Below are 13,201 nucleotides of genomic sequence, written 5' to 3'. Positions count from 1 at the left end.
ACACTATGAGCGAACATTTAGAACGCATTGATGACTTTGTAAACCAGTTAAAACAGTCACAACAAGCATTTGTGCTATCAAGTGAAAGTGGTTTACTAATCGCGCAATCAGAATTTAATGATGAGCGCGATGCACTATTAATTTGGTCATCATCAGAAATTGCGCAACAACAGTGTCAAGGCGAGTGGCAACACTTTAATGTTATCGAAATCAATTATGATGATGTTTTAGATTTGTTACCGCACCTTAAAGAAGATGAGTTACTTATTGGTTTAGACTTAAGTGACGAACAAATCGCAATTGAGCTAGAAGCCGATTCATTGCTTGAAGCACTTTCAAATGATTAAAGTTATCCCTCTTGGTGAACAGTATTATCAGCAAGCGATTGCGCTTGCTAACTTAGTTCACGGCGACAACTACCTTGATTTAGCAAACTTAATGGAAATGCAAAACAAGGCTAACAAAAATGGTATCAATGCCAACTTTATTGCATTAGAAGATGATAACGTCGTGGGCCTGCGCTTAAGTTATGCAGCCAATCAATGGCCACTTGATGAATGGTGCAGCCCGTCTTTATGGCCTTGCCAACAAGATAAAATGGCGTACTTTAAATGCATTGCCGTTGATCCTAATCAACAGGGTAAAGGCATTGGCCCTAAGCTATTAAGTGCATCAATCGAAGCGCTTAAGGAACAAGGTGCAAAAGCGGGTATTGGCCACTTATGGCAGCAAAGCCCAGGCAATGGTGCGGTAAAATATTTTACTAATGCCGGCGGAAAATTGATTAAAGAGCACAAAAACCGCTGGTATAACTACAGCATTGAAGAGAATTATCACTGCACTATTTGCGGCGTACCTTGCTACTGCAGTGCGGCAGAAATGGCGATTGAATTTGCATGAGCCAATTATACGATCCGCTACAACATCCCCACTGCCAAGGACAAGCCTTTGCCCCTAGTTATTGGGCCAGCACTATTGATTTGCCAACGGCTAAATCAAGCGTCACCAGTCAACAGCAGTTTGATGTTGCAATAATTGGCGGCGGTTATTCAGGACTTTTAACTGCATATCATTTAGCAACTGAACATCACTTAGATGTATGCGTACTTGAAGCAAATCAGGTAGGTTTTGGTGCCAGTGCGCGAAATGCAGGTTTTGTGCTTAAAGGCTCAGGTCGCCTAAGCTACCCTCAAATGACCGAGAAGTGGGGAGTGGATGTTAGCAAAGGGATTTATGCCGAATTCAGTGATGCTGTAAATCGCGTAGAGCAACTTATTGCAAAACATGATATTGCATGTGATAAACAAGAAAACGGTTATTTAAAAATTGCACACAATCAAAATGCACTGCAAACCTTAAATGCCCAAGCTGAATATATTCAAACACACTTGCAAAGTTCAAGCACACCGCCTTGCCAATGGCTGAGCCAAGACGAGCTCAGTGCGCACTACATGAAAAATCAACAAGCCTATGGCGCACTGCGCTACAGCGATAGTTTTGGTGTGAATCCATTAAAGTTATTACTTGGCTATCGTACTGCTATGCTTGAGAGCGGTGTCACCCTGTTTGAAAACGCGTTAGTTGAAAATATAACGGAAACAGCAAGTGGCTTTCAGTTATCCGTTAATGGCTGCCAACTAAGCTGCAATAAATTAGTTATCGCGGGCAACGCATATAATAGCAAACTAACACATAAGGCTATTAACAACCGATATCTGCCTATTTTAAGCAGTATATTTGTCTCTAAGCCACTTACAGCAAAACAATTAGCAGAATCAGGCCTGCAAACCAACCAAGTATGTATGGACACGCGAACACTAAAATACTATTACCGATTATTGCCAGACAACCGGCTGTTATTCGGTGGTCGCGGGGCTGTTTATGCCAAACATCAAAATAAATCGGTGTATTTAGCCAACTTAAAAAAGGGCCTAAGCGATTGTTTTCCAAGCCTTGCTAATATCGAGCATGATTATTACTGGAATGGTTTTATTGCTGCTGCTCTCGATGATATGCCGCATATTAATTTTGACGGTAAGCTTGGCTTTATACTAGGTTATTGTGGTGCAGGCGTGTCGTTTAGTGCACAGGCAGGCTATCGCATGGCACAAATGGTAGCAGGTAAAACAGTACCAAACTTACCTCTTTACAACACACCTCTACCCTACTTACCTTTTCCGCATTTTAGACGGTTAGGACAGTTTGCTTATTATCAATATGCACAAGTGAAAGACCGCTTTTATTAAATGGTGCGCTTATGCGCATTATTTAACGATTTCACTTAGTAACAACCTAAGCTCTAGTTATTCCACCAATATTTGCTAAAATAGTTGCTAACTCATTCATTTATTGGATATTCAGTGAAAACCCATTTAGGCCGCCGCCCGTTTACTAATATGGAAATTCATACCTTATTCAAAGGGTATATTTATGGCGACCACAAAATGCCGCGAGAGCAAGCTAAGCATTGGCACTTTTGGCTGCCATTAATAAGTTATTACACTGGCACATTTAGTGACGAAATTGGTCAACTCACACTGGATAATGTAACGAAGCAAGATGGTCATTACTTTTTTGACTTTCATACCAATAACAAAATAAAACCACGTCGTATTCCTGTGCACCCTATGCTTATTGAGCATGGTTTTTTAGACTACCTTCACTTTTTAAAGCAACAAGGGCAGCAACGCTTAATGTTCGACTTGCCTGCTAAGTCAGGCCGTTACAGTGAAAAAGTGCGCATATGGTTCTCTGGTGAAGGTGAACGCGCGGGTTACTTGCAAAAATGCCATATCCCAAATATTGATTTAGATGGCAGAAAAGCGGCAATAAGCTCGTTTCGATTGAACTTTGAAGCACAAATTCGCATTTCATCCATTCAAGCTGGTAGCAAAGATGCATTTAATTATTTAATGGGGTTTAAGGACTACGCACACTCTGAATTCGAAAACAGCAAATTATTGTGGCAGATTATCCGTGGTGTGAGAGCGCTGCCAGGCAGTATTTCATGGCAACGCTTTTGTGATAGGCACTAGGCTTTTATTTTTAACCCCAAAAACTAACTTCTATCACAAACAAAAGCCAATAACTCAGTTTCTTTTTGATATTTTAGTCGGGTAATTTTATGCTCGCAGTGTGCACTTAAATCAAGCCATTTAGCTGGCTTTTTAGCACTGTTTAATGACCAACGATAAATTACATTTTCTTTACCATAAATCAGCGCATCATCACCTTGCCATGCATAATAATCAACACCTTCGGGCAACTGTAATACAGGTTTAAATGAATGATCTTCGCTACTAAATAACGTAACCCACTGCTGATTATTTTTATATTGGCTAAACGAATACACATTTAGCGTTTGATTAAACGCTAAAGTGCGACCTATATTGCCAGCAACAGGTTTACCAGTTTGTTTTTGTGTATTACCAAAATAAAGGGAATGTGGCTCTCCAAGCACAAAGGTAATTAAATCGTAATTTCTTCCCCAAGCGTGATAGCCAATTTTGCCTACTTCCTTGCGTAATAATTTGGCAGGCTTTGGCTTATTTAAACCGTATTGCCACAATTCTTGGCTACCATCATGTCCTTCTAAAATAACTGAAAAGCTGTCTTCATTTGGCACTTTTGTTGGCGAATATTCACTAACTTTGGTGTTGGTTAAATTCGTTGTTTGTTTGGTTTTGAAATCGTAATGCATTACATCTGTTTGCCACGATTCACCAGACTGTAGCCCTGCGGTATAAAGCAAACCACCATCAATAAAGTTAGGTTGATTATCGTATCCAAGACGGTTAGAGATATTTTTAGCGCTAACGAGTTTATTGTTGTTGAATTTAACTAAAAACACATCGGTATTAGGTAAACTCGATGCCGTATTACTAGCAAAAACAGTGCTACATGCAGATGCCAACAAAGCAAAGATCACGGTTTTTTTCATTATTATTTTCAAACTATTATGCGTATTTTTTCCATTAATATCACAGCTATTGTAATAAAGACAAACTTGACCAATCACTGCCGCCCAGATATAAACACATAAACAACTAAAAATAGTGTGCTCTATGTCAGCCAAACACCCCATTATTGCAATCACAGGTTCATCCGGTGCAGGAACGACCACATCAACCAATGCAATTAAACACATCTTCCGCAGCTTAAATATTAATGCGGCATTTGTTGAGGGAGATAGCTTTCACCGCTATACACGCCCTGAAATGGATAAGCGTATTCGCGAAGCGCATCAAGAAGGCAAGCATATTAGCTATTTTGGTACAGAAGCCAACGATCTTGCATCGTTAGAACAGTTATTTACTGACTACGGCAATACTGGTTCGGGTAAAAGCCGTCGCTATTTGCATACCTTTGACGAAGCTGTTCCTTACAACCAGTTACCCGGCACATTTACGCCGTGGCAAGACCTTGAAAATGACACTGATATTTTATTCTATGAAGGATTACATGGCGGCGCAGTAGACAACGATGTTGATGTTGCACGCCATGTTGATTTGCTAATCGGCATGGTTCCTATTATTAACCTTGAATGGATCCAAAAACTTATTCGCGATACACAAGACCGAGGCCATTCACATGAGGCTGTAATGGGCTCTATCGTGCGTTCTATGGATGATTATATTAACCATATTACACCACAGTTTTCTCGCACCCATATTAACTTTCAACGTGTGCCAACGGTTGATACATCAAACCCATTTAGCGCAAAAGATATCCCATCACTTGATGAAAGCTTTGTGGTTATTCGTTTTCGCGGTATTGGTGATGTAGATTTTCCGTACTATTTGCAAATGATCAATGGTGCGTTTATGTCACGTATGAATACCATGGTGGTACCAGGCGGAAAGATGGGCTTAGCAATGGAGCTGATACTGCGACCTCTCATAGAGGATATCATCAATAAAAAGCGTGCCCTTCAAGACTTAAGACAAAACTCATTGCCAATTTAAAACTAGATTTGAGATTTGAGATTTGAGATTTGAGATTTGAGATTTCTAAAGAAAGTTTCAGATTGTTTTTCTGAATTCTGAAATCTTTTTATCTAATTTCTAAAAAAACTAAAATAAAGTTAGAAATTTAGTGCTTAGCAATTAACTTATCTGAATTCACTTGAAGAAGAATTGGAGCTAGTAACGTGGTTAGAACTCTTAATATTAAAAGTTCGACCTTGGCGGTTAACTTATCGGGATTTACTTGAAGAAGAGTTGGAGCGAGTAACGAGGTTCGAACTCGTGACCTCGACCTTGGCAAGGTCGCGCTCTACCAGCTGAGCTATACTCGCGTCACATAATGCATTTTTGAATAATTGGAGCGAGTAACGAGGTTCGAACTCGTGACCTCGACCTTGGCAAGGTCGCGCTCTACCAGCTGAGCTATACTCGCATTCCATGTAAACCGTTTTTTAACTTGGTTATAGCGCGACTTGTCGCGCCTATCACCTCGAGCAGCTTAACTATACTCGTACTACATAATGCATTTTTGAATGATTGGAGCGAGTAACGAGGTTCGAACTCGTGACCTCGACCTTGGCAAGGTCGCGCTCTACCAGCTGAGCTATACTCGCATAATCATGCAGATATAAGATTAAAACGTTCTGGTTGTTTTAACCTATTGTATTTGGAGCGAGTAACGAGGTTCGAACTCGTGACCTCGACCTTGGCAAGGTCGCGCTCTACCAGCTGAGCTATACTCGCATTCCATACCAACCGTTTTTTAACTTAGCGTTAGCGCAACCTTAGTCGCACCTATCACCTCGAGCAGCTGAACTGTACTCGCATACCAATGCTTAAAGTCTTTTATCGTCTAAGCGGGGCGTGATTTTACATAAAGAATTTAGCTTTGCAAGCAGCAAAGCTAAAATTTTTTAAATTTTGAAGATATTTTGGCGATAAACACGTAATTCAGCGATTGATTCACGAATATCATCAAGCGCTAAGTGTGTGCCTTGCTTTTTAACAAGGTTAAGCATGTCTGGCGACCAACGTCTTACTAGCTCTTTAATTGAGCTAACGTCAATGTTGCGGTAATGAAAGTAATCTTCCAATTCGCGCATATACACGTTTAAAAAGCGTCGATCTTGTCCAATTGAGTTACCACACATTGGCGAAACACCTTTTGGCACCCACTTTTCGAGAAATGCGATGGTTTCGCGAATTGCCATTTCTTCGCTGTGCTTACTTTTGCGAACACGTTCAGTTAAACCCGAGTTACCGTGTTGATTGGTGCACCACTCGTCCATACCGGCCAGTACTTCGTCTGACTGATGGACTGCAATTACAGGGCCTTCAGCTAAAACATTAAGCTCAGAGTCTGTTACTACTGTAGCAATTTCTAAGATGCGATCTTGGCTTGGCTCTAATCCGGTCATTTCCAAATCAAGCCAAATTAAATTAGATTCATGAAAAGCCATAACTACCTAGCGGTGCTTTCCTTTCGATTTAATGAATTTGGATATATCATATTATGCTTCTTCAATAGATAAAACGCTTTTTTTAAGTGTTATTTAAGTTATAGGCTAAAAGTGGCAAAACGGAAAAAACTCAGCAAAGGTCAATCTCGCAGAATTAGCGCAAACCATCAAAAGCGTTTAAAGCAGGCTAAAGGCAATCAGCAGACTGAAGAGCAATCTTGGCAAAGCGATAATCTTGGTCCGCAACAAAACGCCAGAGTGATCAGCCGCTTTGGTCAACATGCTGATATTGAAACAGCTGACGGCGAGATCCTACGCTGTAATATTCGCCGTACGATTAAAAGCCTTGTTTGCGGTGACAACGTTATTTTTCGTCCAGCAAAAGTAAGCGAAGGTGATTTAGCAGGGGTAATTGAACTTGTTGAAGAACGCACCAGCCAGCTTACGCGCCCTGACTTTTACGACGGTGTAAAAGTAGTTGCCGCCAATATTGACCAAATTTTAATGGTATCGGCCGTATTACCGGAATTTACTCCCAACATCATCGACCGCTACTTAGTTGCCTGCGAAGATATGGGAATAGAGCCAATTTTAGTGCTTAACAAAGTCGACTTACTCGATGATGAAGGCATTGAGTACTTAGATGAAGTGCTCGATATTTATCGCGATATTGGCTACCAAGTTTATTTCATTAGTAATAAAACAGGCCAAGGCGTCGAAGAACTTAAAGCGTTATTAAAAGATAAAAGCAGCATTTTTGTTGGCCAGTCAGGTGTTGGTAAGTCCACATTAGTGAACAGCCTATTACCCGACGCGAATATCTTAACCCAAGAAGTATCTGAAGTTTCAGGCTTAGGTCAGCACACTACAACGGTTTCAACACTGCATCATTTAGCCTCGGGTGGTGATTTAATCGACTCACCTGGAATTCGAGAGTTTGGCTTATGGCATTTAGAAAATGATCGCGTTACCTGGTGCTTTAAAGAGTTCCGTGAGTTTATTGGTGGCTGCAAGTTTAGAGACTGCAAACACCTTGATGACCCTGGTTGCATTATCCGTGAAGCCGTTGACGAAGGTAAAATCAGCGAATTACGCTTTGATAGCTACCATCGCATTTTAGAATCAATGGAAGATGGTCGAGCAGGTGCTCGCAATCCAAGAGTATAGAGTCATTCAACAACTTGATGTAAAATACGAAAAATTTTTTAGGGATACGACCTCGTGAGTTTAGATAAATTCAAAATTGGCGCGCAGTACGCCATGCCAAAACACCTTATATCTCGCTTAGTGGGTAAATTAGCAGCAGCACAAGCAGGCAAACTAACCACCAGCTTAATTAAAGGCTTTATTAAGCAGTACGGCATAGATATGAGCGAAGCCAAATACGAAGATCCGGCTCACTATAAAACCTTTAACGAATTTTTCACTCGTCCATTAAAAGACGGCTTGCGCCCAATCGCGGAAGATAAAGACATTATCGCTCACCCTGTAGACGGTAAAATTTCGCAACTTGGTGACGTAGTTGATGATCGTTTGATTCAAGCAAAAGGCCACGACTTTAGCTTACAAGAATTACTTGGCGGGGATGAAAATGTAGCAGCGCCGTTTCAAGGCGGTAAATTTGCAACGATTTACTTAGCACCAAAAGACTACCACCGCATTCATATGCCAATTGGCGGTAAACTGCGCAAAATGGTGTATGTACCGGGTGATTTATTCTCGGTAAACCCACTTACCGCTGAAAATGTACCAAACTTGTTCTCACGCAATGAGCGTGTAGTTGCTATTTTTGATACTGAGATTGGCCCTCTTGCTATGGTATTAGTGGGTGCAACCATTGTAGCTAGCATCGAAACTATTTGGGCTGGCACAGTAACACCACCAGCAGGTAAAGACGTATTCACATGGGATTACCCTGAAAACGGCCACAATCAACTTATTTTAAATAAAGGTGATGAAATGGGCCGCTTTAAATTGGGCTCTACCGTTATTTTAGCGTGGGGTTCTGAAGTAGCAGATTTCCTTGATGGTGAAGTTGCAGGCACAGTAACGCGCATGGGTACGCCATTTGCGAAAATCAAAAATAAAGAAGAGCAAAGCGAACAAGCTGACCCCCTACTGAAGACTAATCAGTATTAAAATCAAAAAAGGGAGCAACCGCTCCCTTTTTTAATGTTTTACGCGCTGTCTTCTTATCAATGCGCCAGCAGTAAGAATAAACAACATAAACAATGAATTACTGCCAGAAGACTCTTTTTTAACGTCATCTGGTACTTCAGGAAGAGGTACGGGCTCTGGCTCAGCTTCAACCTTTAAATCAAACTCATAACGCGCCGCTTGCTCATGTTCATCAGTTACCACTAACTCAACTTTATAGCTGCCTGATTGAGAGAAGTTATGCGAGAATACCTTGCCACTCGCAGATGCGTCTTCCGCTTTCCAAGTATAACTTAACGTGTTGCTATCAGCATCTGTACTAAGCGATGCATCAAACTCACACGCTAAATAGTTACACCGGTGTGAAGCAACTACTTCTGGCGCAAATAACTCTGTAACATTAAAGTGTATAGCTAAGCTATTTGACACACCAATCGAGTTAGTCACAACAAGGGTTGCAGAATAGTCACCAAGTGAAGGCAATATATGTGTCGCCTCTTCCCCTTCGAGCACATCACCGCTAGACAGTTGCCATTTGTAGTTGAAGCCACTTACTGGGTTTTCCACATTAAATTGGCATTTAGCGCCAGAACACACAACGTTTCCTGCGACACTTGGCGGATTCGTATCAATACTTTGCGCCGTAATCGTGCCCCAATAACCATCACTATCCTGCGCTTGCATATACACAATTGCTTTTTTGTCGATTAATTGATTGTCGTTAATCACAATCTCAAACTGCTCAGTGATGCTATCTGCGTTACCATCACTAAACGTCGCCAGCTGTTGATTGTCATCTGACACCAGCTGATTAACCGCAAACCTTACCTTAGTAATATTTTGCATTGGCCAAGAGCTATTGTTTTTAAAGCGCGTATCCGTTGCGTTTGCTTTTAAAACTATTTGCTGCTGCGCATTCAACGCAAAATTTATATCGGCAATATCTGGACCCTGTGTTAACTGATAAGGCGCTTTTGTTACCTTAGCTGCATAAAGTAGTGCCTTTAAGTTATCTGGCTTGACTAACGCACCATAATAGCCACACGATTGGAAAAATGCGGTACCTAATTCAAAGGTAATATGCGCAATACCAAGTTCACCATAAGCTAAATTATCTGAAGTACCATCGGTCGGGTATAAACCTACCGATTGCATTGGCCGATAGTCATTAAAATACGCAAGTTTTCGACCTAACGATTCTAACCCTTTGGCATTTGGCGCAGCATCATAGCTGCCACCCCAAGGCCATAAAATAAGCTGACTGTAACTGTGAATATCTAAGTACAAGCCTTGAGTATTTTCAGGCGCTGCATCGCTAATATTTGGCCCGCGTTGATCGGGGAAAATACTACGAACATAATTCTCAACTGCGGCCACTTCTGGCTCTGAACCTGGGCTATCTCCACGATACGTTGCAGAGCACGCATCACCACTAGAGCCACCATCAACCGAGCCCCAGCCAAAGCTAAAATTACGATTTAAATCAACACCAACATTGGCCTCTAAACAATGATTTTCGTTAACATTTTTACGCTGAGAAACGCCTGTTTCCGCAATTTTTCGTCCATCGGGATTTGTTTGAAAGAGAATATGAATTTGTTGTGTTTCCAAAATCCAGTTGATATCGGCATTGGTTTCCCGCTCTGCTAATAACTGTTTGGCAAAATCTAATGTCAATGCGGCTGTAGCTAGCTCGCGTGCATGCATGGCGCTTTGAATAAATAAAATAGGCGGATTAACTAAATCTTTTTTACCAATTTTTAAAACTTTTAAATCGTAGCCTTCACCTTTGTTTTGCTTTTGCCAAGAATCACCGATATCCACAAGTTCTGTGTATTCGGGGTGAGCCGCAACTAAGTCGTCTACTTGCTGAAAGGTTTCTTCAACCGTTGCGTAACAACTAAAACCAGGAATCCCTGTGCTTGTGTTAGTTAGCTTATCAAAAATATTTTTTTGCTTGGTTAAAAACTGCTTTGCCAAATTATCTGCAGGTTGCAAGGTTGCACCAAAGCGCTTTAATAAGGATTGTTCTTCACTGGAGAGTGTAAACAACACACCATTTGGACGATCGCCAATTAAGTTATGATGCAAACTTATCTTAGCTTTGGCTTCAATATCCTCATTAGGAAAAGTGACTAAATAGTGTTGTGATGGCTGTGCATGCGCATTTGCCGCGCCAAGCATTGCTGCTGAAATTAATAATTTTCTAAGCATGTTCCCTCCAATTATTAATCTAAAATACCTAATTCGGGTAAAAACACAAACACCATAACGTTGGGAAATGTAAATAAAAGGTAGTATTACGTAGAATCGTATCGGTTTTATCTAGATACTTACTTAGCTTAACGTTTGTTACACACTGTACAGGTTTGTGACGTTGCAAACGAAAAAGCGCTTTGTTTAAAGCTCTGCGCATCAAATTGTAAAAACTGCGGTAAGTTATCTTCACCCAACAGTAAAAGTATTGCTGCAATTGCCTGCTGCGCGCCAATTACACCAAGCAGCGGGCTGATAACGCCTAAGGTATCACAGTTTTGTGCACTACTTACACCTTGGTTGGCAAACAAGCATTCATAGCAAGGTGCGTTATCATTTTTATTATCGACAATACACAATTGCCCCTGCCAGCCCATCGCTGCTCCCGAAACAAGCGGTTTAGCAAACTGCTTAGCAAGGCGATTAACTAAATAACGTGTTTTAAAGTTATCACTGCAATCGAGTACTAAATCACAATTTTCGATAAGTGCCTTGGCATTTTGCTCATCCAACTTTTGCGAAAGCGTCGATATTGATATTTGATTATTCAGCGCTTGCAGCGTTTTGCCCGCGGCTTTACTTTTACTTTGCCCTATATGACTAATTTTATAGAGAATTTGCCGCTGCAAATTAGACAGCTCAACCTCATCATGGTCGACCAAAGTTAGCTGTCCAATACCCGATGCTGCTAAATAAAACGCTGCAGGTGAACCAAGCCCACCCAAACCAATAATTAATACGCGCGCAGCTTTTAATTTAAGTTGCGCATTCTCGTCAATTTCTGGCAATAGTAACTGGCGAGAATAACGAATTAATTCTTGGTTTGATAACGATGACATGATTACTTCAATACACTTTCAAGTTCAACAATGGCCGCTTCCGGGTCAGCTGCTTCTGTAATTGCGCGCACAACGGCAATACTGCCAACGCCAGTTTTTGCAACCTCTTCAGCACGGGCTAAGTCTATTCCACCAATTGCCACGACAGGGTAATCATGCATTAGTGGTACAAAGTGTTTTAACTTTTCTAGGCCTTGAATTTGCCCCGTCATATCTTTAGTTGTGGTTGGATAAATTGCACCAAAGGCTAGATAACTTGGGCGATAATTATGCGCGCGCAGCATTTCATAAAAACCATGGGTAGATACACCTAAGCGAATACCCGCTTGTTTGATTTCAGCCAAATTAGCGACTGAAATATCTTCTTGGCCAAGGTGAATACCGTAAGCACCATGCTTTATCGCTAATTGCCAGTAGTCATTGATAAATAAGCGCGCGTCGTATTTTTTACCAAGGGTAATCGCGGTTGCGATTTTTTCTTCAAGATCAGCATCGCTACTATCTTTGATACGCAGCTGAATGGTTTTAATGCCCGCTTTTAAGCAGCGTTCAATCCAATCAACGGAATCAACCACGGGGTAAATACCTAAATTACGCGTTTCTATTTTTGCAAAATCACGGGCGCTAACTTGCTCAGAATCCATTTCTAGATCTAGTTCCTGACCTAGCCACGAATCCGCTTCAATTACTTCTGGGTAATCATTGATATCGTGGGGGAAACCACAATGAGCCACAGGGCCGATACCTTGACCAAAGCGTGTTGCATGTTTTAATCCTTGATTAATGTAGGCTTTAGCAAGAATAAAGGCATCTTTCAGCGGATAGTCTTTCGCGAGATTGGCTGCAATACTAGAAGCAAAGGCACACCCAGTACCATGACTGTGCGGTGTGTTAACAGCTTTATTGCCTAACCAATACTCTTCACCTTGATGAGCACCATAATCGATGCAATAGCCTTTAGGGTAATCCCAATGCCCGCCTTTTATCAGCACACTTGGTACACCTAATTCATTAAACGCTTTCGCTGCATCTTGTACTGCGCTTGGGCCAATTAGATACACACCGGTAAGAATTTGGGTTTCTCGGGTATTAGGGGTGATCACATCTACTTGTGGTAATAAATGGGTTTTAATTGCCGGTAGAATATCTTCTTCGGTTAAGCTATCACCGCTTGAGGCTACCGCTACAGGGTCGTAAACAACAACTGGTGGCGTTTGCCATGTGGTTTTGTAGCGTTTAAGTGTATTAGCAATAAACTCTACTTGCTGTTCATTGGCAAGCATGCCAATTTTAATCACTTTAGGTTGTACATCTTGCTCAAGGGCGTCAAGCTGGGATTCAATCACCTTGATTGCAACGCCATTAATCTCTTCAACGCCCATGCTATTTTGCGCTGTAAGTGCGGTAATCACGTTACATGCATGTACACCAAAACTTTGCGCTGCTTTTATATCGGCTTGAATTCCCGCGCCGCCACCAGCGTCAGAGCCAGCAATAGTCCAAATTAAATTACCCATTAGATCCC

At 41.4% G+C, this 13,201-nt stretch carries 12 protein-coding genes and 4 tRNA genes; 7 read left to right on the top strand and 9 right to left on the bottom strand.

Translation table 11 applies throughout. From position 1 onward, the window contains the following. Window positions 1-5 precede the first annotated feature (5 nt). The 4 genes from PSPO_RS02175 to PSPO_RS02160 all read left to right on the top strand — a co-directional run bounded on the left by PSPO_RS02175 (window position 6) and on the right by PSPO_RS02160 (window position 3,035). On the top strand, window positions 6-347 hold the full coding sequence (locus PSPO_RS02175; protein WP_010561081.1) for a DUF2750 domain-containing protein: 342 nt from the start codon (window positions 6-8) through the stop codon (window positions 345-347). Next, window positions 340-900 carry a GNAT family N-acetyltransferase gene (locus PSPO_RS02170; protein ID WP_010561082.1) on the top strand — a complete coding sequence of 187 codons (561 nt, stop codon included), beginning with the start codon at window positions 340-342 and terminating at the stop codon, window positions 898-900. Before PSPO_RS02175 ends, PSPO_RS02170 begins: the two co-directional genes overlap by 8 nt. Then, complete coding sequence (locus PSPO_RS02165) at window positions 897-2,246, top strand: NAD(P)/FAD-dependent oxidoreductase (protein WP_010561083.1); 1,350 nt, start codon at window positions 897-899, stop codon at window positions 2,244-2,246. The genes PSPO_RS02170 and PSPO_RS02165 overlap by 4 nt, the downstream gene beginning before the upstream one ends. Before the next feature lie 114 nt (window positions 2,247-2,360). Further along, window positions 2,361-3,035 (top strand): site-specific integrase, encoded by a 675-nt coding sequence (locus PSPO_RS02160; RefSeq protein ID WP_010561084.1) that lies wholly within the window; start codon window positions 2,361-2,363, stop codon window positions 3,033-3,035. 23 nt (window positions 3,036-3,058) lie between these two features. Here the strand turns inward: PSPO_RS02160 and PSPO_RS02155 are convergent, their stop codons facing one another. Then, entirely contained in the window at window positions 3,059-3,940 is an 882-nt protein-coding gene (locus tag PSPO_RS02155) for a hypothetical protein (protein WP_010561085.1), read from the bottom strand. Window positions 3,941-4,064: 124 nt separating this feature from the next. Here PSPO_RS02155 and PSPO_RS02150 point away from each other — a divergent pair, with 124 nt between their 5' ends. Continuing rightward, window positions 4,065-4,964 carry a phosphoribulokinase gene (locus PSPO_RS02150; RefSeq protein ID WP_010561086.1) on the top strand — a complete coding sequence of 300 codons (900 nt, stop codon included), beginning with the start codon at window positions 4,065-4,067 and terminating at the stop codon, window positions 4,962-4,964. Between the two features lie 256 nt (window positions 4,965-5,220). On the opposite strand, the gene PSPO_RS02145 is transcribed toward PSPO_RS02150, so the two are convergent. The 5 genes from PSPO_RS02145 to orn form a co-directional block, all read right to left on the bottom strand. Then, window positions 5,221-5,296 (bottom strand) — tRNA-Gly (locus PSPO_RS02145). Between the two features lie 25 nt (window positions 5,297-5,321). Further along, window positions 5,322-5,397, bottom strand: a tRNA-Gly gene (locus PSPO_RS02140). A gap of 105 nt (window positions 5,398-5,502) precedes the next feature. Further along, a tRNA-Gly gene (locus PSPO_RS02135) sits at window positions 5,503-5,578 on the bottom strand. 54 nt (window positions 5,579-5,632) lie between these two features. Beyond that, window positions 5,633-5,708, bottom strand: a tRNA-Gly gene (locus PSPO_RS02130). Between the two features lie 170 nt (window positions 5,709-5,878). Continuing rightward, entirely contained in the window at window positions 5,879-6,424 is a 546-nt protein-coding gene (gene orn, locus PSPO_RS02125) for an oligoribonuclease (protein ID WP_010561087.1), read from the bottom strand. A gap of 111 nt (window positions 6,425-6,535) precedes the next feature. Here orn and rsgA point away from each other — a divergent pair, with 111 nt between their 5' ends. Continuing rightward, entirely contained in the window at window positions 6,536-7,591 is a 1,056-nt protein-coding gene (rsgA, locus tag PSPO_RS02120; RefSeq protein ID WP_010561088.1) for a small ribosomal subunit biogenesis GTPase RsgA, read from the top strand. A 54-nt stretch (window positions 7,592-7,645) separates the two neighbouring features. Continuing rightward, complete coding sequence (gene asd / locus PSPO_RS02115) at window positions 7,646-8,563, top strand: archaetidylserine decarboxylase (RefSeq protein ID WP_010561089.1); 918 nt, start codon at window positions 7,646-7,648, stop codon at window positions 8,561-8,563. Between the two features lie 30 nt (window positions 8,564-8,593). Here the strand turns inward: asd and PSPO_RS02110 are convergent, their stop codons facing one another. From PSPO_RS02110 to thiE, 3 genes are all read right to left on the bottom strand, one after another. Further along, window positions 8,594-10,795 (bottom strand): M14 family zinc carboxypeptidase, encoded by a 2,202-nt coding sequence (locus PSPO_RS02110; protein WP_010561090.1) that lies wholly within the window; start codon window positions 10,793-10,795, stop codon window positions 8,594-8,596. Between the two features lie 128 nt (window positions 10,796-10,923). Next, window positions 10,924-11,676: a HesA/MoeB/ThiF family protein gene (locus PSPO_RS02105; RefSeq protein ID WP_010561091.1), complete on the bottom strand. Its 753-nt coding sequence runs from the start codon at window positions 11,674-11,676 to the stop codon at window positions 10,924-10,926. Between the two features lie 2 nt (window positions 11,677-11,678). Further along, window positions 11,679-13,193, bottom strand: coding sequence for a thiamine phosphate synthase (thiE, locus tag PSPO_RS02100; RefSeq protein WP_010561092.1), 1,515 nt, complete (start codon window positions 13,191-13,193; stop codon window positions 11,679-11,681). Window positions 13,194-13,201: the final 8 nt, after the last annotated feature.

The sequence above is a fragment of the Pseudoalteromonas spongiae UST010723-006 genome (assembly GCF_000238255.3).
In the GTDB taxonomy this organism is placed as follows: domain Bacteria; phylum Pseudomonadota; class Gammaproteobacteria; order Enterobacterales; family Alteromonadaceae; genus Pseudoalteromonas; species Pseudoalteromonas spongiae.
Note: the sequence above shows the minus strand (reverse complement) of the source record. Positions and strands in the feature narration are given on the sequence as shown.

What these genes read in the sequence shown, in the direction of transcription:
- orn (WP_010561087.1), bottom strand. Translation starts at nt 6,424, where the DNA reads ATGGCTTTTCATGAATCTAATTTAATTTGGCTTGATTTGGAAATGACC.
- PSPO_RS02155 (WP_010561085.1), bottom strand. Translation starts at nt 3,940, where the DNA reads ATGAAAAAAACCGTGATCTTTGCTTTGTTGGCATCTGCATGTAGCACT.
- PSPO_RS02175 (WP_010561081.1), top strand. Translation starts at nt 6, where the DNA reads ATGAGCGAACATTTAGAACGCATTGATGACTTTGTAAACCAGTTAAAA.
- PSPO_RS02105 (WP_010561091.1), bottom strand. Translation starts at nt 11,676, where the DNA reads ATGTCATCGTTATCAAACCAAGAATTAATTCGTTATTCTCGCCAGTTA.
- thiE (WP_010561092.1), bottom strand. Translation starts at nt 13,193, where the DNA reads ATGGGTAATTTAATTTGGACTATTGCTGGCTCTGACGCTGGTGGCGGC.
- PSPO_RS02110 (WP_010561090.1), bottom strand. Translation starts at nt 10,795, where the DNA reads ATGCTTAGAAAATTATTAATTTCAGCAGCAATGCTTGGCGCGGCAAAT.
- PSPO_RS02165 (WP_010561083.1), top strand. Translation starts at nt 897, where the DNA reads ATGAGCCAATTATACGATCCGCTACAACATCCCCACTGCCAAGGACAA.
- PSPO_RS02170 (WP_010561082.1), top strand. Translation starts at nt 340, where the DNA reads ATGATTAAAGTTATCCCTCTTGGTGAACAGTATTATCAGCAAGCGATT.
- PSPO_RS02150 (WP_010561086.1), top strand. Translation starts at nt 4,065, where the DNA reads ATGTCAGCCAAACACCCCATTATTGCAATCACAGGTTCATCCGGTGCA.